Annotated in this window: 20 protein-coding genes; 12 read left to right on the forward strand and 8 right to left on the reverse strand. The window is 70.5% G+C overall.

The genetic code is table 11. From position 1 onward, the window contains the following. Position 1: 1 nt before the first annotated feature. On the forward strand, positions 2–1426 hold the full coding sequence (locus ACIBI5_RS39880; RefSeq protein WP_397254709.1) for a hypothetical protein: 1425 nt from the start codon (positions 2–4) through the stop codon (positions 1424–1426). A 19-nt stretch (positions 1427–1445) separates the two neighbouring features. Then, complete coding sequence (locus ACIBI5_RS39885; RefSeq protein WP_397254711.1) at positions 1446–1802, forward strand: hypothetical protein; 357 nt, start codon at positions 1446–1448, stop codon at positions 1800–1802. On the opposite strand, the gene ACIBI5_RS39890 is transcribed toward ACIBI5_RS39885, so the two are convergent. Continuing rightward, complete coding sequence (locus ACIBI5_RS39890) at positions 1780–3015, reverse strand: MFS transporter (protein WP_397254713.1); 1236 nt, start codon at positions 3013–3015, stop codon at positions 1780–1782. The two genes, ACIBI5_RS39885 and ACIBI5_RS39890, sit on opposite strands and share 23 nt — an antisense overlap. 107 nt (positions 3016–3122) lie before the next feature. Here ACIBI5_RS39890 and ACIBI5_RS39895 point away from each other — a divergent pair, with 107 nt between their 5' ends. Continuing rightward, the gene (locus ACIBI5_RS39895; RefSeq protein ID WP_397254715.1) at positions 3123–3950 is read left to right on the forward strand and encodes a helix-turn-helix domain-containing protein; all 828 of its coding nucleotides are present in this window, start codon (positions 3123–3125) and stop codon (positions 3948–3950) included. Between the two features lie 66 nt (positions 3951–4016). On the opposite strand, the gene ACIBI5_RS39900 is transcribed toward ACIBI5_RS39895, so the two are convergent. Further along, entirely contained in the window at positions 4017–4421 is a 405-nt protein-coding gene (locus ACIBI5_RS39900; RefSeq protein WP_397254717.1) for a hypothetical protein, read from the reverse strand. Between the two features lie 303 nt (positions 4422–4724). Here ACIBI5_RS39900 and ACIBI5_RS39905 point away from each other — a divergent pair, with 303 nt between their 5' ends. Then, positions 4725–6536, forward strand: a complete 1812-nt coding sequence (locus ACIBI5_RS39905) for a BTAD domain-containing putative transcriptional regulator (protein WP_397254718.1) — start codon at positions 4725–4727, stop codon at positions 6534–6536. On the opposite strand, the gene ACIBI5_RS39910 is transcribed toward ACIBI5_RS39905, so the two are convergent. Together ACIBI5_RS39910 and ACIBI5_RS39915 are read right to left on the reverse strand one after the other, a co-directional pair. Continuing rightward, positions 6526–7353 carry a DUF4344 domain-containing metallopeptidase gene (locus ACIBI5_RS39910; RefSeq protein WP_397254720.1) on the reverse strand — a complete coding sequence of 276 codons (828 nt, stop codon included), beginning with the start codon at positions 7351–7353 and terminating at the stop codon, positions 6526–6528. The two genes, ACIBI5_RS39905 and ACIBI5_RS39910, sit on opposite strands and share 11 nt — an antisense overlap. A gap of 93 nt (positions 7354–7446) precedes the next feature. Then, on the reverse strand, positions 7447–9249 hold the full coding sequence (locus tag ACIBI5_RS39915) for a BTAD domain-containing putative transcriptional regulator (RefSeq protein ID WP_397254722.1): 1803 nt from the start codon (positions 9247–9249) through the stop codon (positions 7447–7449). A 62-nt stretch (positions 9250–9311) separates the two neighbouring features. On the opposite strand from ACIBI5_RS39915, the gene ACIBI5_RS39920 reads away from it, so the two are divergent. The 7 genes from ACIBI5_RS39920 to ACIBI5_RS39950 all read left to right on the forward strand — a co-directional run bounded on the left by ACIBI5_RS39920 (position 9312) and on the right by ACIBI5_RS39950 (position 17207). Beyond that, on the forward strand, positions 9312–11252 hold the full coding sequence (locus ACIBI5_RS39920) for an ATP-binding protein (protein WP_397254724.1): 1941 nt from the start codon (positions 9312–9314) through the stop codon (positions 11250–11252). Between the two features lie 84 nt (positions 11253–11336). Beyond that, positions 11337–11750: a hypothetical protein gene (locus ACIBI5_RS39925; protein WP_397254726.1), complete on the forward strand. Its 414-nt coding sequence runs from the start codon at positions 11337–11339 to the stop codon at positions 11748–11750. Between the two features lie 9 nt (positions 11751–11759). Continuing rightward, the gene (locus tag ACIBI5_RS39930) at positions 11760–13208 is read left to right on the forward strand and encodes an FAD-binding oxidoreductase (protein ID WP_397254728.1); all 1449 of its coding nucleotides are present in this window, start codon (positions 11760–11762) and stop codon (positions 13206–13208) included. 69 nt (positions 13209–13277) lie between these two features. Continuing rightward, positions 13278–14204: a hypothetical protein gene (locus ACIBI5_RS39935; protein ID WP_397254730.1), complete on the forward strand. Its 927-nt coding sequence runs from the start codon at positions 13278–13280 to the stop codon at positions 14202–14204. Positions 14205–14471: 267 nt separating this feature from the next. After that, the gene (locus tag ACIBI5_RS39940; RefSeq protein ID WP_397254732.1) at positions 14472–15317 is read left to right on the forward strand and encodes a peptidoglycan-binding protein; all 846 of its coding nucleotides are present in this window, start codon (positions 14472–14474) and stop codon (positions 15315–15317) included. 49 nt (positions 15318–15366) lie between these two features. Further along, positions 15367–16260: a peptidase inhibitor family I36 protein gene (locus ACIBI5_RS39945; RefSeq protein ID WP_397254734.1), complete on the forward strand. Its 894-nt coding sequence runs from the start codon at positions 15367–15369 to the stop codon at positions 16258–16260. Between the two features lie 14 nt (positions 16261–16274). Next, positions 16275–17207 carry a SpoIID/LytB domain-containing protein gene (locus ACIBI5_RS39950; protein WP_397254735.1) on the forward strand — a complete coding sequence of 311 codons (933 nt, stop codon included), beginning with the start codon at positions 16275–16277 and terminating at the stop codon, positions 17205–17207. 41 nt (positions 17208–17248) lie between these two features. Here the strand turns inward: ACIBI5_RS39950 and ACIBI5_RS39955 are convergent, their stop codons facing one another. Continuing rightward, complete coding sequence (locus ACIBI5_RS39955; RefSeq protein ID WP_397254737.1) at positions 17249–18076, reverse strand: NBR1-Ig-like domain-containing protein; 828 nt, start codon at positions 18074–18076, stop codon at positions 17249–17251. A gap of 144 nt (positions 18077–18220) precedes the next feature. Continuing rightward, entirely contained in the window at positions 18221–18994 is a 774-nt protein-coding gene (locus tag ACIBI5_RS39960) for a TetR/AcrR family transcriptional regulator (RefSeq protein ID WP_397254739.1), read from the reverse strand. Positions 18995–19079: 85 nt separating this feature from the next. Between ACIBI5_RS39960 and ACIBI5_RS39965 the strand changes: the two genes are divergently transcribed. Then, a complete protein-coding gene (locus tag ACIBI5_RS39965; protein WP_397254741.1) occupies positions 19080–19967 on the forward strand; it encodes an SDR family oxidoreductase in 888 nt (295 codons plus the stop codon). A 4-nt stretch (positions 19968–19971) separates the two neighbouring features. Here ACIBI5_RS39965 and ACIBI5_RS39970 read toward each other — a convergent pair whose 3' ends face one another. Then, positions 19972–20790 (reverse strand): S1 family peptidase, encoded by an 819-nt coding sequence (locus tag ACIBI5_RS39970; RefSeq protein ID WP_397254743.1) that lies wholly within the window; start codon positions 20788–20790, stop codon positions 19972–19974. A gap of 119 nt (positions 20791–20909) precedes the next feature. Next, positions 20910–23720, reverse strand: a complete 2811-nt coding sequence (locus ACIBI5_RS39975; RefSeq protein WP_397254744.1) for a tetratricopeptide repeat protein — start codon at positions 23718–23720, stop codon at positions 20910–20912. Between the last annotated feature and the right edge of the window lie 11 nt (positions 23721–23731).

The following is a 23731-nucleotide window of genomic DNA, read 5'->3' on the forward strand; positions in this document are numbered from 1 at the left end:
CATGGACAGAACGACGCTGAGCGCGGAGTGGGCCAGGTTCAGGACCGGACGCGGCTGGATGCTCGGCATGGTGGCCTCCACGCTGGTCACCGTGTCGCTCGGATTGCTGGTCACCGGGAGCGCCGGCACCACCTGCGTGACCGCGCAGGGCGAGGGCCACTGCCCCCCGCCTTTGCTGGGACCAGACGGTACGGCGGTGGCCGACAAGTACTACTTCGTACACCAGCCGCTCCAGGGGGACGGCAGCATCACCGCCCGCGTATCGGACATGACCGGCCAGATCCGGCTGCCGGACGCCGTACCCGGGGTGCGCAACGTCAAGGAAGGGGCGGTGGTGCCGTGGGCGAAAGCCGGACTTCTCCTCCGGCCGACCCTCAAGCAGGGCACGCCGTACGCCGCGGTCATGATCACCGGGAAGCACGGCGTGCGGATGCAGCACAACTTCACCCACGACGTGGCCGGCGCTCCCGTCGATGGACCGCGGTGGCTGCGGCTGACCAGGTCGGGCGACACCGTCACGGGCCACGAGTCCGGCGACGGCAGGACGTGGACCGAGGTCAGCACGGTCACGCTGGCAGGGCTGCCGCGGACGGTCGAGATCGGGCTGTTCGCCGCCTCACCCAGCGCGTTGACGGACATGACCGGCCGCTTCGCGCAGGCCACCGCCACCTTCGACCAGATCGCCCTGCGGGGGGCGAACGGTTCGTGGCGCCACGACGACGTCGGCCTCGCCTTGAAGCCCGACGGCAGCCCGCACCACCCGGGGCAGGCCGTCGAGTCGGGCGGCAAGGTCATCGTGAGCGGGGGTGGTGACATCGGGCCCGTCATCATGACCGGCGGCCTGCGCGCCGATCTCACCCTGCTGGGCGGGGTCGCCGGGCTGGTCGTGGTGATCGTGGTGGCGGTCACGTTCTTCACCGCGGATCACCGGCGCGGGCGGGGCGATCCGCGTGCCAAGGCCGTGGTGGTGGGCGCGGTGGCGTTCGTGACCGGGCTGGTGACCTCGGGTGCCGTGGTGCCGGGCGGGCTGGCGCTGATGCGGGCCCACCAGAACCCGGTTCAGCCGATCACCCTGGCCACCACGCTTCAGGTGATCGTGGGCTACGCGGCGCTGACCGCGGCCGTCGCGGTGCTGGCCCTCGGCCTCGCGGCGCTGGTCAAGCGGGGCATCGTCGCCATCGGGCTGGCCGTCGGGCTGGTGGTGGTGCCCTATCTGCTGGCGAGCGCGGGGCTGGTGCCATGGCTGCTGATGATCACTCCGGCCGCCGGGTTCGCGATCACGCAGAGCGTCCCCGTGTTCGCGCACATAGATGTGGACCGGTCGCTGCTCGGCGGGTACTACCCGCTTCCGCCCTGGGCGGGGCTGGCGGTGATCTGTGGATATGCCGCCCTCGCTCTTTGGACGGCTCACCGATCCTGTCGGTGAGCGGTGATACCTCTGACGCATGCCCACCGTCACCTTTCGCGATGAGACCGCGACCGGCAAGGCGTCAGCCGAGTTCGCGCTGCCCGATCTGCCGGAGATCGTCACCGCCCGCGAGCTCGTACGGCTGCGCGTGCGTGAGGAAGTGGCCCGCCACGACGCGGCCCCGTCCGCCCGGTTCGACGGCCTGGTCCGTCCCGCCGGCACCACGCGCCTCGGCTGGGAGCGGCAGGCCGACCTCGCCGAGCGGGCCTTCCGGCGCAACGGGTTCCTGCTCCTGGTCGGCGACCGGCAGATCGAGGATCTGGACGAGACGATCGACCTGCGCGTCGATCCGGTGGTGTCGTTCATCAGGCTCATCGCGCTGGTGGGGGGCTGACCGGAGCGTCCTGGATCTCCACCGGGCCGGTCTTCCCGCCGTTCGAGGAAGAGGGCGTCGCGGTGGGCACGCGCACCGTGCCGCGGCCGGCCACCAGTGCCACGACCGTCTGGATGGCCGCGGCCACGCACATCAACAGGATCGGTACCCGCCAGCCGGAACCGACGGTGCGCAACAGCCCGAACGCCACCGGCCCCACGGCGGCCAGCAGGTACCCGATCGACTGCGCCATCGCCGACAGCGCGCCGGCCTCGGCGGCGTCCTGGGCGCGCATGCTCATGAACGCCAGCGCGAGCACGAGGCAGGCTCCCCCGCCCAGCCCCAGGACGACGCTCCACAGCAACGCCCATCCCGGCGCCACGAAAAGCCCCAGATAGCCGCCGAGCATGACCGTCGAGCAGATCGCCGCCAGCGCGCGCTGGTCACGTGCCCACCGCAGCGCGGCGGGCACCGCCAAGCTGGTCACCACCGCGACCGCCTGGAACACGAACAGCAGCCATCCCGCCGCTGCCGCGCTGAGCCCACTGTCCTGAAACACCTGGGGCAACCAGGTCACGACCACGTAGAAACCCAGCGACTGCAGTCCCATGAACGCCGTGACCGCCCACGCCAGCCCGGACCCCCACGGCAGCCGGTGCGCGCGCAGCGGCTGCGCGCCGAGCCGCGGCGCCCGCACCTGAGGAGCCCACAGCAGGACGGCCACGAGCGCGAACACGACCCAGCAGCCCAACGCGGTGTACCAGCCGCCGGGCGCGACCTCACTGATCGGCACCGCCACCCCCGACGCCACCGCGGCCACACCGCCCATCACGGTGGCATAGGCACTCGTCAGCAACCCCACTTTGGCCGGAAAATCACGCTTTATCAGGCTCGGCAACAGCACGTTGCCCACGGCGATCCCCGCCCCGATCAGCACCGTCCCCCCGAACAGACCGGCCGCCGCCGGCACCCACCGCAGCGCGATCCCCAGCGTCAGCACCACGAGCGCGCTGCCGAGCAGCCGCTCGGCTCCCCACCGCGCGGCCAGCCGGGGCACCATCGGGGACAGCACCACGAACGCCAGCAGCGGCAGCGTGTTCAGCAACCCCGCCACGGCCGGGGCCAACCCCAGATCAGCCTGTACGCGATCCAGCAACGGCCCGACACCCGTCAAACTCGCCCGCAGGTTGGCCGCCACGACCAGCAGCCCCCACACCAGCAACCTCTTCTCCATGCGGACCACGATCAGGCCACACCAGGCCAGGCAACCAGCCCGTGCCCAGGCTGGCCCCCGAAGGGCCACCCTGAGATCAGGCCAGGACCGCCCGGTAACCTGTCGACGTGGGGACGCCATTGGGGAACTTCATCCGGGCCAAACGCGACAGCATCCAGCCCGAATCCCTTGGCCTGCCGGAGCGCGGCCGCCGCCGTTCACCGGGTCTGCGCCGCCTCGACCTCGCCACGTGGGCCGGCATCAGCGTCGAATACCTGACCCGCATCGAGCAGGGCCGCGACCGCAACCCGTCTCCGTCCGTCATCAACGCCCTCGCCGGCGCGCTCCGCCTCGACCTCCCCGAGCACAACCGCCTGCGCTACCTCGCGAAGATCACCGGCGACGAGTGTTCCGTCGACATCCGCCCCGTGCCACCGCCCAGAGACGTACGCCCGTCCGTCCTGCGGACACTCCGCCTCCTCGAACCCGGTGTCGCCATCGTCACCAACCGCCTGGGCGACATCCTCGCCCACACCACCGGCTACCAGTCGGTCGTCACGGGGACCGGACTGCTCGACACCGCCCGCCCGAACCTCATCCGCTACCTGTTCACCGACCCGCGCGCCCGGACGTTCTTCGCCGACTGGGACGACATCGCCAACGAACAGACCTTCGACCTGTGGCAGGCGCCGTCCCTCGAAAATCTCGAATGGCTCACCGCGGAACTCACCCCCATCGCCGGCCCGGATTTCACCCGCCGCCTCAACCGTCATCTGATTCCGCGACGCGGAGTTCTCCGCCTCGACCACCCGGCCGGACACCGCCTTCGCCTGCACCGCGAGACACTCGAACTGCCCGCGGAGTCCCAGCAGATGGTCGTCTTCCTCCCGGCCGACCATCAGACGACCAGGGCCATCGACCAGCTCAAGGCAGCACGACCCATCAAAGGGTCATGACCGATCGTTCTTATTTCGATCTGCGGGCCGGCTCGGCGGCGGTGCGCCTGCCGCACCACAGGGCGATCAAGCGGCGTCCAGAGCTTCGGTGATCTTGCGGGCCATGTCGGCCAGGGTGGGGCTGGGCTCGCCCTTCCCGCTCTGGGCGCCCGCCTCGATGGCGACGAGAACGGTGGTGCGGAAGTTCTCGGCCTCTGCCGGAGCCTGCTCCTTGAGCAGGTTCATGGCCGCCGTCAGGGCGGGGAGCACCTGGTCGGCGAGTTCGGCGACGGTCTTGCCGTACTTCACGCCCTTCGGCGCCTTGGCCAGCACGTGCCCGACCGGGCCGGTCGCCGAGATCAGGGCGAGGGAGCCGTGGGTGCCGACCTTGTGGGCCGAGCCCGCGGCGCCCGCGGCCGACATCAGCGAGACGGCGCCCCACGCGGCGAGACGGAGGGTGAGCTTGTCCTGGTCGGAGAAAGTGACGGACATGATGGTGTGCTCCTTCGAATCCGGGAGGGCCGGTGGATCCCGGCCCGTTCATGAGCTGAACGATCGCCGACCGCTCTGATACCAGGCCGTCGCCGCCCTGACACAGCCGCTGACACACCCTCCGCCGGCTGGAGCGCAACGGATTCATCGAGAAGTTCCCCGAGCGGTCGCCCGGCAGGCCCGCCGGCCTGACGACCACCGGGTCCGGGGCATCGTCGACTCTTCGTCTATGAAACGTCTACCGGCCTCCCCCACCATGGCCTCCGTCCAGATCAGAACCGTGGGGGGTCAACGATGAGGCCGATGCGTTTCGGCGTGCTCGGAACTGTTGAGGCGTGGCGGGGGGATGATCGCCTGGATGTGGGGACACCACGCAACCGGGCGGTTCTCGCCCGGCTCCTGCTGTCGCCCGGGAGGGTCATTCCCGTCGACCAGCTCATAGACGATCTTTGGGAGGGCTGCCCGCCACCGCAGGCGCTGTCCTCCCTGCGGACGTTCATCTGCCGGCTGCGTCGCGTGGTCGAACCGCCCGCCCGGGAACCTGGCCGGCCGTCCGTGCTGATCACCGAGCCGCGTGGCTACGTGCTGCGCGTGGACGAGGCGGCACTCGACTCGGCCGTGTTCGAGCGGCTGCTGCGGCAGGCGAGGGTGGCGGCCGATCCGCGTACCGCCCTCGGCCTGATCGACGAGGCGTTCGGCCTGTGGCGCGGTCCGGCCTACGCCGAGTTCGCGCACACCCTGTGGGCGCGGGGCGAGGTGAGCAGGCTGCAGGAACTCCGTCTCGGGGCGACGGAACACCGGCTCGACACCCTGCTCGCCCTGGGACGGCACGCCGAGGCCGTACCCGAACTGGAGGCGCACGCGCGCGCCCAGCCGACCCGCGAGGAGGGCTGGCGGCTGCTCGCTCTGGGCCTGTACCGCTCGTCCAGGCAGGGCGACGCCCTTGCCGCGCTGAGCGAGGCGCGCCGCTATCTGGCCGGGGAGCTGGGTGTCGATCCAGGTCCCGAGCTGCGCAAACTTGAGGCGGACATCCTCGCGCAGACCTCCGAGCTCGATCTGCCGCCGGCGCCGGTGGCGATCAGGAAGCCGGTCGTCCGCCTGCGCTGCCTCGGCCGCGACGACCAGCTCGCGGCCGCCGGATCGGCCATGGCGGCCGCCGAGTCCGGCACCGGCGGCAGCCTGCTCTTCGACGGCGTCCCCGGCGCCGGCAAGACCCAGCTGCTGCGGGGGGTGGAGGCGCTGGCCGACATGCGCGGATTCCAGACGGCGTGGGCGCAGGCGCACCCGCTTGAGAGCGAGTACGAGTACGGCGTGGCCCGGCAGATCTTCGAGCCGATCCTGTACTGCCTGCCGGCGCAGGAGCGGCGGCGACTGCTCAGCGGGACGGTCGAGCCCGCGGCCGACATCGTCTGGCACAACCGGCCGTCCTCGGGCGGCCCCGACGCTCTGCACGCGCTCTACCGGCTCGCCGTACGGCTCGCGGAGCGTGTGCCGCTGCTGATCGCCATCGATGACCTGCAGTGGTGCGACCTCGGCTCGTTGCGCTGGCTGGCCTACCTGGCCAGGCGCGTCGAGCACGTCCCCCTCCTGGTCACCGCGACCAGGGCGACCGGCGTCCCCGCCGGCGACGATCAGCTGCTCGAATCGTTGTGCTCGATCTTCGGCCTCGTCCGCCTGGGCGGCCTGCCCGGCGAGGCGGCGACGGCCCTCGCCACCGAGCTGCTCGGCGCGGAACCGGAGCCCGCGTTCATCGCCTCGTGCCTGCGTGAGACGGGCGGCAACACGCTGCTGCTCACCGAGCACATGAAGGCGCGGGGCGCGGGCAAGAGGTCCACCTCCATCGAACGGTGGGTGGCCGGCCAGCTGCGCCACGCGGGTCCAGGGGCGACCGCGCTGGCCAGGGCGGTCGCGACGCTCGACCACGCGGCCGAGTTCCATGCTGTGGCCGACCTGGCCGGTCTGCCCGACAGCCAGGCGGCCGCCGCCCTGTCGGCGCTGGCCGGCATGGGAATCCTGACCGACGGGTCCCCTCTGCGCTTCAACCAGCCCGTCGTACGGCAGGCCGTCATCGAAGGCGTGCGGGCCGGTGTCCCGCAGTTCGCCCTCACTCCTTGATGTGGGGCTCCAGTAGCTTCGACCAGGAGTTGGAGAGCTTCTCGTACTCGGTCGGGCACCTCGCGGCCCTCTCCTCCGGCAACCCGTCCTCGCCGACCCAGTCGGCGTAGCCCTTGGGGTCGGAGCCGTAGATCCAGCACATGTAGTTGTACGCCCGCTGCTCGTCCATCGAGTGCTCGTCATAGAACGGCAGCGCGGCCCGGTCCTGGTCGCCGGCCGACGCGAAGTAGTAGTTGATCGTCTGGACGCTCGCGGAGTCGTCGCCGTCGCCCTGGGCCATGATGAACGCGGACAACTGGTCGGCCGCGTCGTCCTCCTTGCCGAGGGCGGGGAGGTCGTAGATGTCGATCACGGCGTGGCCGAGCTCGTGGTAGAGCGTGTCGATGAGGTTGGCCTGGCCGTGCTCGTCGTTCTCCTCCTCGGTCTCGGCCTTGTCGCGGTACCGGGTGAAGCCGTCGGCCACGAGCTCGTAGCACATCGTGATCTTCTTCTCGTCCGGGCTGTAGTAGGCGTTCACCTGATCGCACTGCTCACCGGCCAGGGTGACGTCGTGCGGCAGTTTGAGCATCCCGTTGAGGGTGGTGGCGAAGCCTTCGAGCACCTTGCCCGGCTTCAGCAGCTCCAGTCCCTCGATGGCGACTTCGGTGTCCGCCTTGCCGTACTCGGCGATGAATTTCCCCGAGGATTCCTGTGCGGGGGCGGCCGTCTTGGGGGCGTTCCCTTTGGCCGCCACCGGCTCGTCCGCGCTGCCGCAGGCGGACAGCATGGTGGCGAGGAGCAACGCGCCGGCGCCGATCGTGAACTGATTCCACTTCATCAAGAGTCTCCAGGTCGAAGTTAACCCTTGGATCCTGCAGACACGATCTTGATGATTGATGGACGGACGGTGTGCCGATGACCGGCGGCTCCGTCAATGTGCCGTCAATCGGGGATCGGCAGGCTGCTCGAGGTTGCGCCCGTACAACCACAGCAGCTCGTGGAAGCGGTAGCGGCTCGGGCCGGGCGAGTCGAGCATGCCGACGTCGACGAGGCTCTCGACGATCTCCTCCGCGTCGAGCACGTCAAGACCGAGGACGGCCGCCGCGACAGGCAGCGAGAAAGAGGGAGTCGTGAGGTTCGTCAGCAGTCGGAAGGCGCGCGCCTGCGCCGCGCCGAGCCGTTCGTAGCCGAGGTGGAAGGTCGCCTCGACGGTCATGGCGCCGAGCCGCAGCTCGGACAGGCGGTTTCGCTCGTCGGCCAGCCTCCCGACCAGCGAGGAGATCGTCCACCGCGGCCTGGAGAGCAGCCGCGAGGCGGCGATGCGCACCGCGAGCGGCAGGAACCCGCACAGGACGACCGCGTCCTCCGCCGCCTCAGGCTCGGTGAGGGCCCGCTCCTCCCCCACGATCCGGATGAACAGCCGCACGGCGTCGCGGGGGTGGAGCACGTCGAGATCGACTCGGCGCGTGGTCGGCAGCCCCGCGGGCTTGGCCCTGCTCGTCACCAGGACGGCGCAGCCGCCCGTACCCGGAAGGAGAGGTCTGACCTGCGCGTCGTCCACGGCGTTGTCCAGGATGACGAGCATCCTGCGGTTCACCATGAGGCTGCGGAACAGCGCCGCCCGCTGTGTCGGGTCCTCGGGGATGTCGAGGTCAGGATGGCCGAGCGCGCACAGGAACTCGCGCAGCGCCGCGGCGGGTTCGACCGGCCGGCCTCCGGTTCCGCACAGGTCGATGTAGAGCTGGCCGTCGGGGAACGCGTCGCTGAGCAGGTGAGCGACGTGGATCGCCAGGGCGGTCTTGCCCACGCCGCCCTTGCCGGACAGGCTCACCACGGTGGTCGCCTGCCCGGAGCCGGACTTCAGCACCTCGGTGAGCAGGGCGACCTCGTCGTCCCTGCCGGTGAAGTCGGACAGGTCGGCGGGCAGCTGGGCCACCCGCGGAAGCGCCTCGTCCTCGGATCTGAGGTCGATCCGGGCGGGCAGCAGCTCGGGATCCGACGTGAGGATGCGTTGATGCAGCTCCTTGAGCTCGCCTCCCGGGTCGATGCCGAGTTCCTCCGCGAGCAGCCGCCTGGTGCGGTCGAAGACCTCCAGCGCTTCGGCCTGGCGTCCGCAACGGTACAGAGCCAGCATCAGCAGGCCGCTCAGCGACTCCCGCAGGGGATGCGCGGCGGACAGCACGGTCAGGTCCGCCACGGCCTCCGTCGCCCGCCCGAGCTCGATGTCCAGTTCGAGCTTGGCCTGCTGGGCGCTCAGGCGGCGGTCGCCGAGCCTGTCGCGCTGAGCTTCGGCGTACGGCCCGGCCGTGCCGTCCATGGCGTCGCCCCGCCACAGCCCGAGTGCCGCCACCAGCAGCGCGCGGGCGCGGGCGAGATCGCCTTCCGCGCGGGCCTTCCCGGCTTCGGCGCACCTTTCTTCGAAGACCGACACGTCCAGCGCGCCCTCGGGAACGGACATGGCGTAGCCGGTGCCGACGGAGACGACCGTGCCGGCTTCCAGCACCTTCCGCAGCCGGTAGGCGTAGGTCCGCAGGGTGCTGAGGGCGCGCAGAGGCGGGCTCTGTCCCCAGATCGCGGCGATGAGCGCGTCACAGGTGATCGCCCTGCCCTCCTGGAGAAGGAGGGCGCCGAGCACCGCACGCTGCTGAGGCGAGCCGAGGTTGAGCTCCTTGCCGCCCTGCCAGGCCCGCACGGGACCCAGTACCGAGAAGTACAACGTGTGTGATCGTTCCATACCGCGCCTTCGGAATATTAGTCCGCATGATGCTATTTGTTCTGTGCGGTGACTCGGTGTAGATGAGGTTGGGGGTGGGCTCCACGGTGCTGCGGCCAGCACAGCTACCGGCTGACATCCCTGACTTCACCGGCCGGAAGGAACTGATCGCCGAGCTCGCGGAGCGGCTCACCACCAGCCCGGCCCACGCTCTGACCGTGGTGGCCGTCTCGGGCGCGGGCGGGATCGGCAAGACCACGCTGGCGCTCCACGTGGCGCATGCCGTACGAGCCGCGTTCCCGGACGGGCAACTCTTCGCGAGCCTGCGGGGCGCGGGAGCCACGCCCGTGCGGCCGGAAGACGTGCTCGCCGATTTCCTGCGGGCGCTCGGCCTCAGCGCCAGGGAGATCCCCTCGGGAGTCCACGAGCGGACCGCGCGGCTGCGGTCGGTGCTGTCGGGACGGCGGGTGCTGATCCTGCTGGACGACGCCACGGACTCCCGTCAGCTCGCGCCCCTGATGCCCGGAGCCGCCACCTGCGCCGTGCTGGTGACCAGCAGGTCGTGGCTGGGCGACCTGCCGGGAGCCCACCAGGAGGGGCTCGGCCTCTTCCGCCGGGGAGAGGCGCTGGAGCTGCTGGCTCGTGTGGCGGGGGCCGAGCGGGTCGCCGCCCAGCCCGCGGAAGCGGTCAAGCTGGTCGAGTCCTGCGGGCTGCTGCCGCTGGCCGTACGGATCGTGGCGGCTCGGCTGGCCGCGCGGCCGGGGATGAGCGTGGAGGTGCTCGCGAAGCGGCTCGTCGACGAGCGGCGCAGGCTCGCCGAACTCAAGATCGGCCGCGATGCGGTGGAGTCGTGCTTCGCGCTCGGGTACGAGCCGCTCGACTCCGATCATGCCAGGGCGTTCCGGCTGCTGGCGTTGATGGACGGGCCCGACCTGTCCGTCGCCGCGGCGGCAGCCGTACTGGATGCGCGTCAGGCCGAAGCCGAGAACCTCTGTGAGTCGCTCGTCGACCTGAGCCTGCTGGAGTCGCGCGGGCCCGGCCGCTACCGCTACCACGACCTGGTCCGCCTGTACGCCAGAGGGCTCGCCGAGCGGGTGGACCCGGCGAAGGAACGGGCGGCCGCGCTCGACCGGCTGCTCGACCACTACCTCGCGGGGATCAGAGGAGTCTGCCGGGTCTCGCTGCCCGGGTTCGTCCATCAGGCCGGGCATCAGGGCCCCGAGCTGCCCTTCGCCGACGCCCCCGCCGCCCGCGCCTGGGTGCGCGAGGAGCAGGCCAACGTCAGCGCGGCGGTCGAGCAGGCGGGGCGTTCGGGAACCCGCGTCCTGTCGGAAGAGGTGCCGCTGCTGGCCGAGGTGACGGGTATCACCGAGATCGACGACCGGCTCATCCTCGGCGCCGTGCTGCACGCGCTGGGGCTGGGCGCGCTCCGGGTACGCGGCGTCGACGAGGCGATCAGCCTGCTGTCGGCGGCGCTGGCCGTCGCGGAGGCGCAGGACAGCCCCCGGCTGGCGGCCAGCGCGCACGGCCTGCTGGCCATGGCGCTGGGCGACGCCGGCTTCGTCACCGAGGCCAGGGCCCACGTCACGCGGGGACTCCGCCTGGCGCACGAGATCGGCGACACCCAGGGGATCGGGGTCAACCACCTGGGCGCCGCGGCGGCGGCGTTCCGTTCCGGCGACATGGAGGAGACCATCGACAGCCTGCTCAAGAGCGCTCAGGCCTACCGCGAAGGCGGGCTCCCGCTCAGGGCGGCGTGGGCGTCGCACCGCCTCATGGACGCCTACCGCGCCATGGGCCGCCCGGAAGAGGCGGTGAAGGTCGGCGAGGAGGCGCTGCCGCTCTACCAGTCGATGAACGACCCCTTGCTCACCGGTAGGATCCTGAGCCGCCTCGGCCAGGCGTGGACCGACCTCGGCGACCCGGAACGGGCTCTGCAGTGCTGGCAGGAGGCCGACGCGATCCTCGGCCCCTACGACATGGCCGAGGGGAGAGCCGTCCGCCGCCGGCTCGGCATATCCTGACGCGATTCATCGGCTGGTCATCGGCTGTCTATGGCCTCGGTGAAGGCTGTCGTGACCCATTGCGACAGCACGAAGGAAACAGACATGTCCTGGTACAAGATCGCCCTCAGCGTCTCCGCTCTCACCCTCCTGACCCTGGGGACGGCGGCCTGCGGCTCGGGAGGCTCGGACGGCTCGGACGGCTCGGGCGGCTCGGGTAGCGAGAGCGCCGCCGTGGCCGACACCAAGGGGTGCAAGGAGATGCAGTCCCTCATGGGAAGCACCGTGACCGAGCTCCAGAAGAGGGCCGGGGACCTTGAGGCGATGAAGCAGCTCTACAGCGACAGCGCGCAGAAGATCAAGGCGCTCGACGTCGACGCGAAGGCCAAGGACGCCCAGACCGCGGTCGTCTCCCTCTACGAGGAGCTGTCGGGGATCAGCACGCCGGAGGAGGCGGACACCTACACCGACCAGGCCACCGCGACCGTGTCGAAGCTGAACTCCGCCTGCGCGGCCTGAGGGGAAACCATGTTGAGCAGACGCACCATCATCAAGGGCGCGGGAGCCGCGCTCGCCATCGGGAGCGCGGCGGCGGCCCACGATCCCGGCGACCGCCTCGTGACCAGGCTGAAGTCAGCGGTGAAGGGCACCGTACTGTTCCCCCGCGACCCCGGCTTCGCGGCGGAACACACCGGATACAACAGCGTCGTCCGGCACTCCCCCAGGGCGGTCGTGGTGCCCGCCGACGCCGGCGACGTCCGCGCCGCCGTCCGCTTGGCCGGCGTTCTCGGACTGCCCGTCGCCGTACAGGCCACCGGACACGGCATCAGCGCCGCCGCCGATGGCGGGATCCTGATCAACACCCGGCGGCTGAGCTCGGTGCGGATCAACCCGGCCAGACGCACCGCCAAGGTCGCCGCGGGCACCAGGATGCGGACGCTCGTGGAGGCCGCCGCCGCCCACGGCCTGGCGACGATCAACGGTTCCTCACTCGACGTGGGCGCGGTGGGCTACACGCTGGGCGGAGGTCTCGGCCCCTTCGGCCGCAAGTACGGCTACGCCGCCGACCATGTGCGGGCCATCGACCTGGTCACACCGGACGGCCGCCCGCTTCGCCTGTCGCCGGGCAGGCACGCGGACCTGTTCTGGGCGGTGCGAGGTGGCAAGAGCAACTTCGGGGTCGTCACCGCCATGGAGATCGACCTGGTCAAGGTGGCGACCCTGTACGGCGGCGCGCTCTTCTTCTTCGGAGAGGCGGCCCGGCGGGTGGTGCGCGCCTACCCCGCCTGGGCGGCCAGGCTGCCCGAGGAGATGACGACCACGCTGGCGTTCATGCGCCTGCCCAAGGCACCCACCGTGCCCCCTCCTCTTCAGGACCGGGTGGCGGTACGCCTGACCGTCGCCCACCTCGGACGGGACCAGGAGGCCAGGCGGCTGCTCGCGCCGATGCTGGCCGCCGGGCCGGAGCTCAACACGATGGGCACACTGCCGTACGAGAAGATCGGGACGATCTCCAATGATCCGCCCGTGGCGCCCCTGCCGGTCTTCGAGCGCACCGGGCTGCTCGGAAAGCTGGACGCCGCCGCCGTGGAGCGGCTTCTGGCTCTGGCGGGCCCGGACGTCAAGCTGCCCTTCGGGGTGATCGAGCTCCGGCAGCTGGGCGGCGCACTCGCCCGTCCGGCCGCGGTGCCGAACGCCGTGGGACACCGGGACGCCGCCGCCCTGCTCTTCGTCGCGAACCCGGCGCCGGCGGACCAGGCCGGGGCGGTGCGCAAGCTGCAACAGCAGCTGATGGACGGCTTCAAGCCGCACCTCACGGGAGGCATGGCGGCCAACTTCATGAGCGGCGCCGACCTCGCCCCCGAGCAGGTACGCGCGGCCTACACCCCGGCTGATTACAAGCGGCTGACACGGCTCAAGCGGAAGCACGACCCGCGCAACCTGTTCCGCGTCAACCACAACATCAGACCGGCGTAACCCCGGTGGACGGGGGCGGTTATCTCCCGTCAACCAGGTGTCGACGCACGCCATCCATCCTCTCCTGTCATGACTTATCAGTCTCTCCCACCGGAACAGCCCCCGGTCCCTCCGCTCCCGGAGCAGGAATCGGCCAAGGGCAGCGTGCTTGAGGTCTTCGAGAAGATCGGGTCGGTCGCCGTGCCGATCGCCGTGGGCATGTACGCCATGCTGTATCTGGGGTTGGCCCAGGTCTACATGGTCTTCGGCATCACCCCCGAGCAGGCCGGCCTGGACCAGGCGACGATCTTCGGCCGGCTCATCGGCACCCTGATCCAGCTCTTCCTGGTGGCCCTGCCCGGAGTGGGGTTGCTCGTCGCGCTGGGCTGGCTGCTCAACCTGGCCACCCGCAAGTCGGTCGGCCGGCTGCTGCACAGGCTCCGCGAGCAGCCGTGGATCGCGGCAGCGGCGGGCGTCCTCATCTCGCTCGTCGCCTACTACGCCTATTTCGGCACGCTGTGGGAACTGTCCGGCGGCACTCTCCTGGTGGCCGTTCTCCTTGTCGCGGTCCTCGGACTCCTGGTGCCGTTCCGCCTGATGCGCAGGCACAACACCGGCCGGGCCGGCATGAAGGTGCTCACCGGCGCGTTGCTCGGCATCGGGCTGGGGCTGATGCTGGTCGCCCAGATGGTCCAGGGCGCCGTCGACATCGCCGCCAACGGCAACGGCAACGCCCTGCTGCAGACCGTCGGCTTCCAGAACCAGTGGGCCACCGTGGGCGACGGCGACGGCAAGCCGCTGCACAAGGACAACCCGGACGAGAGGTTCCTGCTCCTGGGCGAGAAGGAGGGCGCCTACGTGCTTTACGACTGCGGCAAGCAGGAAACCTTCCGTCGCTCCGTCGAGGGCACCACGCTCGGCCTGATCGAGTTCGACCCGGACTTCTCCGACCCCGAGACCGGCGAGGTCAAGGCCTGCGGTTACGCGCTGGAGGAGGCGGAGACCGCAGAGCAGTAGCCCTTGGGCAGCGTGGATCCGGTGAGCCCCGACACGGCTCACCGATCCTGCCCGCGGATGACGCTGATAGACCGCCCCTGGACCGGCACGCCGTAACTGCTGCCCGTCCTGCGGGCTTTTTCGACGCGGATCACCTGTCAGACAGCCCGTACGGGCAGGCCCGCCGTACAGGCTGACAACACCGATCTCCTGCCGGACAGGCCAGCGATCCGGGAGCTTGATTCTCGCCGCACAGAGAATCGCCCCCAGCGCTGACCAGGAGTATCGATGAAGCTGCCCTCATCCGCCGCCGGCCTGACAACGGCCGTCCTGCTCGCTCCCCTGCTCGGAGCGCCCGGGATGCCGGCGGCACACGCGGCCGACGCCGGGGCTCTTCCCGCGCTGAACATGGAAGCCACCGTCAAGGCGGCCCAGATCGACCCGCGGCGGGCGGACAACACGTTGACCCCGGGCGCCAAGGCCAGTGTGCTCCTCGTCGAGCGGGCGCTGCGCGACCGGCGTCTCCTCGACGCGAAGTGGGTCGACGGGTACTTCGGCACCACCACGGTCACCGCCTACGCCGGCTATCAGAAGTCCCTCGGCCTCAGCGGTCTCGACGCCAACGGCCTCCCGGGCAGGACGTCGCTCACCAGCCTCGGCGCCGGCCGCTTCAAGGTCACCCGCATCGTCGACCCCGGCCCCCGGGTGTCCTCCGGCGGATTCGTCGTCAACACGCGTACGCGAAGCATGCTGACCGAGGCGAAGCGGCTGCTCGGGCGCGATCTCAAGCTGGATCAGGGTTCGTACAACCCCGGCGGCGACCCCACGTCCGCGGGCACCCACGACGGCGGTGGCGTCGTGGACATTTCGGTGGAAGGGATGAACTCCGCCACCCGGACCGCGGTCGCGCGCGGGTTGCGCCGTGTGGGTTTCGCCGCGTGGGTGCGCAATCCCCAGCAGGATGACTGGCCGTGGCACATCCACGCCGTCGCCATCAGCGACACCGCTCTCTCCGGCCAGGCCCAGAACCAGGTCGGTGACTACTACCTCGGTCTGAACGGCCTCGCCGGCCGTGGTCCCGACGACGGCCCGAAGGTGACCATCCGCACCTGGGAGGAGTACCGGCGCCGGTGAATCCGCCGAACCCCAGCAACCCCGACACCACGGACAGAAGGAGAACAATATGACAACGCTCACCAGGATCCTCGCCGCGGCGACCGCGGCGATGGCGCTCGGCGGAACGGCACTCGCCACCGCGGCCCCCGCCTCGGCCGCGAACCGCAACGGCGTCTGCGAAGCCGGCGAATTCTGCTACTACTTCAACAGCAACAACCAGGGATCCGTCTCCGACTTCACCGGATCCGTCGGCGACTACGCCACCAAACAACCCTCCTGCTTCGACTTCAAGGGACCCGGCGCCGGCAAAGGCAAATGCATCAAGAACTCCGCCGCCTCCGTCTGGAACCGCAGCAGCAAAACCGTCCGCGTCTACTTCAACAGCGGCCACACCGGCAAATTCCAGGACTTCGCCGCAGGCGCCAGAGGCAACCTGAACCCCACCCTCAAGAACCAGAACGCCTCACACCTGTTCGGCCCGGGGTCATCGACGCCCCGCGCCATCATGTCGTTCTCCCTGTACGCGGCCAGCGGCCGGATCTCCACCGGCTATGACGGCTACAAGAACACCCCCGGCCGGCACGAGGGCATCGACATCGTCCGGGGCCTGGGCGCGAACGTCCGCTCCTTGGTGGCAGGCCAGATCATCAACGTCCGGCAAGGGGCGCCCGGCGGGTCAGGGCTTTCCACCATCTCCATCTACATGGCCTCGCTGAACAAGACGGTGATCTACCTGCACACCGATCCGCTGGACTCCCTGCGCGTGGGCCAGCAGGTCAGGCGAGGCCAGCTCCTCGGCACGGAGTCCTGGCACGGGGTGTCGAAGAAGTCGTCCGCGCACACCCACGTCGAAATGCGCCCCGGACGCCACCTGCGGGCGGCCAAGAGCGTCAAGGACTGGGACCTGCAGAACCCGAACCCGGGCCCGTTCTGGAACTCCCAGGGCTACACCGTCAAGTAGTGAGGATGACACCTGTGCTCACCCGAACCGTACGGCTGCTCTCAGCGATGGCGCTCGGCGGGACCATGCTCGCCGCCACCGCGGCCCCCGCCTCGGCCGCGAACCGCAACGGCGTCTGCGAAGCCGGCGAATTCTGCTACTACTTCAACAGCAACAACCAGGGATCCGTCTCCGACTTCACCGGATCCGTCGGCGACTACGCCACCAAACAACCCTCCTGCTTCGACTTCAAGGGACCCGGCGCCGGCAAAGGCAAATGCATCAAGAACTCCGCCGCCTCCGTCTGGAACCGCAGCAGCAAAACCGTCCGCGTCTACTTCAACAGCGGCCACACCGGCAAATTCCAGGACTTCGCCGCAGGCGCCAGAGGCAACCTGAACCCCACCCTCAAGAACCAGAACGCCTCACACCTGTTCCTGACGTCCAAGCCGCCGGTCACCGGGTGCAAGTCCGACGGCACGGACACCAGGCTGCCCACGACGATCCTCGTGTACCGCAAGTCCATCAATCGCGTGGAACGGGTGGACTTCAAGACGTACGTCAAGAACGTCCTGCCCAACGAGTGGGTGTCGAGCTGGCCCAGGGAGTCCCTGAGGGCGGGGGCGCTGGCCGTCAAGAACTTCGGCTGGTACTGGGCGATGCGCTCGAACCGCAAGACCCCGAGCGGCCAGTGCTTCGACGTCTATGACCACACGTCGAGCCAGGTGTACAAGCCCGGTTCCGCGAAGGCGGCGACGAGCGCCGCGGTGGACGCGACCTGGGGCATCCGGCTGACCCGCGGCGGGAAGATCTTCAAGGCCCAGTACTGCTCGACGACGACGGCGTGCGGCAACTGGGTCGACGGGGACTGGATGTCGCAGAAGGGCTCGCGCGACAAGGCCAAGGCGGGCTGGAACTACGCCAGGATCCTCCGGAGCTACTACACGGGGATCGGCATCGGCTCCTGAATCCCCTCTCTGTTCCCCGCCGTGTCGTACGCGGCGGGGAACTACCGTTTGTTGACGATGATCTGGAACGTGACCGGCCGGCTTCCGGGGAACACGACCGTTCCGGAGGCGTCCACCATCTTGAACCGCGCGTAGCACAGTCCCGGCTTCATCGGCGTCGTGATGTCGGTCTGGATCTCGACCATCTCACCGGGTCGCGTGTCCTTGATCGGCACGTCGGCGACGGTCCGGCATTGATCAGCCTGCTGCGCGGGTTCGAGGCGCCGGAGTGAGTACCCCTTCCACCGCACGCTCCCGGCGTTCTTGAGCCGCCACACCTTGGTCAGGATCTCGCCCGTGCCGACGTGCATGCAGTCGGGGAGCGTGACGTCCGCGACGAACACGGCCGCGTCGCCCTTGTACAGCGGCGAGGCGGGCGGCGGATTGCTCGACCGCACCGGGCAACCGGTGGAGGACAGCGCGATCGACGCGCTGACGGCCGGAGGGTTCGGGCCGGGTCCCGCGGGTGTGGAGTCGCGATTGACCACGACCACCACCACGAGGACCGCCGCCCCCAGCACGACGGCGCCCGCCGCCGCGATCACGGCCGGGCGCGTCAGCCGGAACCGCCCGGCGCTCCCCCGCACGGAGACCGGCGGCCAGGGCTTCCGCGGCTCGGTGGCGGGGCCCGCCGAGGTGTCCGCGCGGGGTTCCACGGCGCTCACGGATCTGACCGCCAGGTTCGCCCTTTCCCACTGTTCGCGGTACGCGGCCGGGTCCGCGCCGCACGCCTTGACGAACTCGACGGTGGTCTCCCAGCTCGGGAGCCGGTTGCCCTTGACGGCTTCGTGCAACGTCGTGTGGGAGATCGCCCCGGACCGGCCGGACATTTCCCGAAAGGTGGGTTGCCGACAGAGTTGCGCAGTTCCCGCAGGGACGCCGCGAAGTCCTCGATCGCCTCCGCACGTGCACGCCTGTCGTCCACCGTGCGAAGCTAACAGCACCCACGGTCCTCACTCAACCCACGCCGCGTCCTACCCTGATGTCACGCGCGCTTCGATCCCGTCCAGCAGGCTGCTCAGCCCGAGGTCGAACGCCATCGCGGAGGCCTCGGCGGCGCTACGGCTCAGCCCGCCCTCCGTCCAGGCCCGCGCGATGGAGGGGTAGCGGCCGGCGTCGAAGATCTCCGTCCAGAACGCCTGTCGCGCCGCCCACCAGTCGGGGTCGGACAGGCCGCTGACCTGCTCGGCGTACGCGTGTTCCGCCTGCGCGCCGGCCGCGGCGTCCACGAAGGTCACGATCGCGTCGGTCGCGGCCGTCCTCTGAACGGCGTCGAGGCCGGTGCCCGACAGCGCGGACAGCAGGTACTCCTGCCGGGCCAGCAGGCCGGGGCCCAAGGGCGGACGCACGGTCGAGATCTCACGAAGCCAGGGATGACGCCCGTGCAGCGCCGAGGCCCGGTGAGCGTACAGCTCCACCTGAGCCCGCCAGCCCTCCGGCCGTGGATCCGTGCCGTACGGCAGGGCCAGCTCACACCACGTGGCGTCCACCATCAGGTCGATCAGTTCGGCCTTGCCGGGGACGTGCGTGTACAGCGACATCGTGCCGGCGCCCAGCTCACCGGCGACCTTGTCCATGGTCGTGGCCTCAAGCTGGTCGCGGTCGGCCACGGCGATCGCCGCGGTGACGATCTGCCCGAGCGTGATCTTCGGTGGCCGTCCCCGCGCGGGCCGGTCGCCGCCCGGGGCGGCGCCACGCCACAGCAGCCGCAGTGTCGCGCCGGGATCGCCGCCGCCGCTGCGTTCCATCACATCTCCTCGTGTCCTATTTCCCGTATACGTTACGGTATTGTTTAACCGTAGGCGGTACGGAAATTCGAGAAGGGCTCAGCCGATGCGAGTACTGGTGACCGGCGCGACCGGCAACGTAGGGCGGCTTGTGGCAAAGGGACTGCTCGACGCGGGCGCGGAGGTGCGCGCCCTGACGCGGAATCCGGCCGGGGCCCAGCTGCCCGGCGGCGTCGACGTCATGGCGGGCGACCTCACGCGCCCGCGCACGGTGGAACCGGCCATGACCGGCGTCGACCGGATGTACCTCTTCCCCGAACCCTCCACCGCACGAGAGGTGGTCGCGCTGGCGACGCGAGCGGGGGTGCGGCGCCTGGTGGTGTTGTCGTCGGGCGCGGTGACCGGCGGCTACGACACGACGTTCCACCTGCCCGTGGAGCGGGCGGCCGAGGAGTCCGGGCTGGAGTGGACGCACGTACGCCCGGGCGAGTTCGCGGCGAACAAGCTGCCGCTGTGGGGCCCGTCGATCCGGGCCGAGCGGGTGGTGCGGGACGCCAACCCCGACTCGGGCTGGTTCCCCGTGCACGAGCGGGACATCGCCGACGTGGCGCTCGCGGCGCTGCTGGAAGACGGTCACACCGGCAAGGCCTACGACGTCAACGGACCGGAGCTGATCAGCCTTCGCGACCAGGTCCGCGCCATCGCGGCGGCGATCGGCGAGGAGATCCGCTTCGAGGAGCTCAGCCCGGCCGAGGCCCGGAAGGTGTACCTCGCGCAGGGCGGGTTCGCCGCGGAGGCCGCGGACTTCCTGCTGGGCTTCACCGACTACGCCGGAAACCCGGCCGACCCCGACGCGGCATCGGATTTCGATCCGGCGCAGCTGGGCCCGCTGCCCACGGCGGAGGTCGTCACCGGCCGCCCGGCCCGGACCTTCGCGCAGTGGGCCCGCGACCATGCCGCCGACTTCCGCGATGTCGCCGCGACGAACGCTTGACGGGCTACCGGGTGGCGTTCACGGTCTTGTTGATCCAGTCGGCGTAGGCGGGCACGTTGGTGTAGAGGCCGGGGCCCCGCTCGCAGGAGGGACTCTTGGCGCCGGGGCCGGAGGTGACGCCGATCAACTCCCAGCGTCCGCCGCGGCCGCGCTGGATCTGGGGGCCGCCGGAGTCGCCGTTGCAGGCCATGGCCTTGGGCTTCTGGCTGACCGTGCACAGGCGGGTGTCGTCGGCGTAACCGGCGCCGCACTCGGAGACGGCGCCGCGGCGGGTGTCGAGCTGGCGGAGCTTGCCGGACATCTTCCATTCGGCGGGGTCGGTGCTGAACTTCGTGATGCCGAAGCCCATGATCCGGGTCGGCGTGCCGGGCCCGCCCGCCCGCTTGGCGATCGTGATCGGCTTGACGCTGACCGGCCGGTCCAGGCGTACCAGCGCGATGTCGTTCTTGTTCGGGGCGTTCTGGGCGTAGCCGGGGTGAAGGAACGCCTGTGCGATCTTGCGGACGGTTCCGCCGGACTTACGCTCGTCGCTGCCGATGCGTACCGTCCCCGCCGGGATGGAGCCGATCTCCATGTCGAGGCAGTGCGCGGCGGTCACGACCCACTGCGGGTCGATCAGAGCGGCGCCGCAGGTGCCGTCCGTCAGGCCCACGAGCGGGGCCGTGGTCGGGATGGTGGCCATGAAGGGGTAGGACTCAGTGGGCTTGGAGCCGTTGATGATCGCTCCGGCGCTCCCGGCGGTGGCCGCGAGGCAGGCCGCGCCGGCCAGCGCGACGACGGCGGAGCGGGAGACGATACGGCGGAACGAGGTGGTGCCAGACACGGACAAAGCCCCTTCATCAGTTGTTTGTGGCGCTATGAAGCTATATGTCCGGCTTTTCGTGAGTGATCATGCCAGCAGGCCAACCCGCGGTAGGGGTAGCCCCACCGGCCGGGCGCCTTCTAGTTCTCGTCGCCGAGCCAGTCGAGGTTCTCGGTGAGGAAGCGCAGGGAGCCACGGACCGCCTCGGTCAGGATGTGGTCCGGCCCCAGAACCAGCTCGTGGCCGGGGAGCGCCATCTCGAACTGCCGGAGCGCGCGTTCGTGATCCCCGATCTGCTCGTAGGCGAATCCCAGGTCGCGCCGGGCTCCGAAGGTCTTCGGATCGTCCTCGCCAAGAAGCCTGGCGAAGCCCTCAACGGCCTCCACGTACAGCGGAACGGCCCGTTTCAGGTCATCGACGGATTGATACGCGCTCGCGAGATCCTGGCGAGCGTCCAACGTTTCCGGGTGGTCGCGGCCTAACAGTCTGGAGCTGTCCGCGAGGACGCGCTTGAAGTGGGGGATGGCGCGATAGGGCTGTCTCGCCTGTTCGAAGGCGAGCGCCAGGTCGCGGCGCGCGTCCAGGGTCCTGCGGTGGCCGTCGCCCTGCACCCGCTCCCTGGCGGCCAGGACCTCCTCGAACATCGGCAGGGCGCGGTCGAGCCCGCCGGTCAGCGAGTAGGCGCCGGCGAGGTCGCTCCGGACGTCCAGCGTGCTCGGGTGGTCGGGGCCCAGCGCCCGTTCCCGGTCTTCCAGCAGCTTCTCCAGCAGCGGGACGGCCTTCGTGTACTCCTTGGCGCTCAGGTAGGCGTCCGCGAGTCTCTCGCGGTTGGCGAGCCGGTCGGGGTGCAGATCGTCGAGGACCCTTTCGCTGTCCTCCACGACGGCTTCCAGCATGGCCAGCGCGCCGTCCTCGTCCCCGATCCGCGCGAGGACGTCCGCCAGGTTGAAGCGGGCGAGGAGGGTGTCCGGGTGGTCGGCGCCGTGCTCCCGCTCCCGCTCCTCCAGATTCCTCCGCAGCAGCGCGGCCGCGCGTTCCTCGTCGCCGTTGCGCGAGCAGGCGAGCGCGAGGTTGTTGCGGACCCCCAGGGTATGGCCGTGCGCCGGGCCGAGTACCTCTTCGCACGCCGCGAGGGCCTCCTCGAACAGAGGGATCGACGTCGCCTGGTCGCCCGCGCGGTAGTGGGCGTTGGCCAGATCGTGGCGGCTCTGGAGCGTGAACGGGTCGTGGGGTCCGAGCAGCCGTTCCCGGTCGGCCAGGAGCAGCTCGAACAGGACCGTGGCCTGGGCGTGGTCGTCGGCCGCCTGGTAGGCGAGCGCGAGGTGGCGGCGGCTCTCGAAGGTGCGCGGGTCGTTACGGCCGTGCCTGGCCTTGCGGTCGGCGAGGTTCGCCTTGAGCAGCGCGATGGCGTCACCCAGCTCCCCCGCGTCCTGGCAGGCCACGCCGAGCGCGTCACGGACGTACAGCGTGACCGGATGGACGGCGCCGTAGAGCCGCCGAGCCGACTCCAGCGCACGGTCCAGGAGAGCGACGGCCCGCAGGACGTCGCCCTGCTCGCCGAGGAACACGGACGTGTGCCACAGGAGGAACGGCAGGGCCAGGCCCTCGGCCTCCTTCGGGGTCCTGGACGCCAGCGTGGTGATGTGCGGGAGCAGCGCGCGGACCACCGTCCGGGCCTCCGGGAGACTCGGGTCCGCGGGGAAGGCGAGTTCGAGCAGGATCGCCGCGCGGTCCCTGGCGATGCCGGGCGCCGCCCCCTCCGCCGTCCGGGTGACGTCCTGGACGAGCCGGTGCACGGTCACGTACTCGGAGGTCAGGCTGACCATGTTGTAGGCGTCGAGGCGGCCGAGAGCCTCCTCGACGTCGAGGGAGTCGCACAACGCCCGGGTCGTGCTCCAGCCGTCGCGGTCGCGGCGTTCCCACGGACGCCGCCGCCGGTAGACCGGCTTGGGCTGGGCCAGGGCCCGGAAGACGGTCCGCGGGACGGGTTCCGGGCCGAGCCACGCCAGGATCGCGAGAAGGTCGCCGGGAAGCGGGGAGCGTACGCCGATCGTGTCGAGGGTCGTCTTCCAGACCTGGGCGATCGTCGCGCGTCCCGCGGAGCCTTCGGCCGTGCTGTCGTGGAGGCGGGCGGGCTGCTCGCCCAGGAGCCGCAGGTACGCATCGGGAGTGAGGCCGGTCTCCTGGAGATAGGCGCCCGCCTGCTCGATCGCCAGCGGAAGCCCGCCGAGACGGGCGACGAGGCCCGCCGCGCCCGGCCAGGCGCCGGCCTGACCCTGCGGGGCGAAGGAGAGGAGCAGTTCGAGCGAGGCCGCCTCGCCCAGAACGTCCAGGTGAACGGTGTCGGCGCCGAGAGCGTGCCAGCCATGCGCCAACCGGCTCGTAATGATCATCCGTCCGTCGCCGGCGACCGCGGCGAGATCGCCGAGCACGCCGGGGCCCGAAGCGTTGTCACAGATCAATAGCCAGCCGGAATGGCAGGCCAGCCAGGCCTTCGCCCGGAGCGTGAGCGCCTGCGCCGGCAGCCCGCCGAGCTCCGGCTGGAGCGCGACCGCCAGATCGGCCAGACCCGCCGACACCGTCTCCTCGGTGTCGGACACGATCCACCAGACCATCTGGTAGTGGTCGCGGTACTGCCGCGCGTACCGTGCCGCGAACGTCGACTTTCCGACGCCGCCCATCCCGTGCAGCGCCCGCACCACCACCGGCCTGTCCTCGATCAGCGTCGCGTGCAGGACCTCCAGGTCCTCCGCGCGCCCGACGAACGTGCGCGGTACCGCGGGCACGTTCCCCAGCCCCGGCGGCACCGTGACCCCCTCGACCGGGCGCACCGCCTCGATCCGCGTCACCAGTTGCGTGATGTTCGCGTGGTCGCCGGTCGTGATGATCCCGTGGTTGTCGCCGTGGAGCTCGACCGACCGTTCGCCACGCGGCGCTGGAACCTCGGTCATCGGCGGCCTCC

It is taken from the genome of Nonomuraea sp. NPDC050540 (assembly GCF_044457485.1).
Classification (GTDB): Bacteria; Actinomycetota; Actinomycetes; order Streptosporangiales; family Streptosporangiaceae; genus Nonomuraea.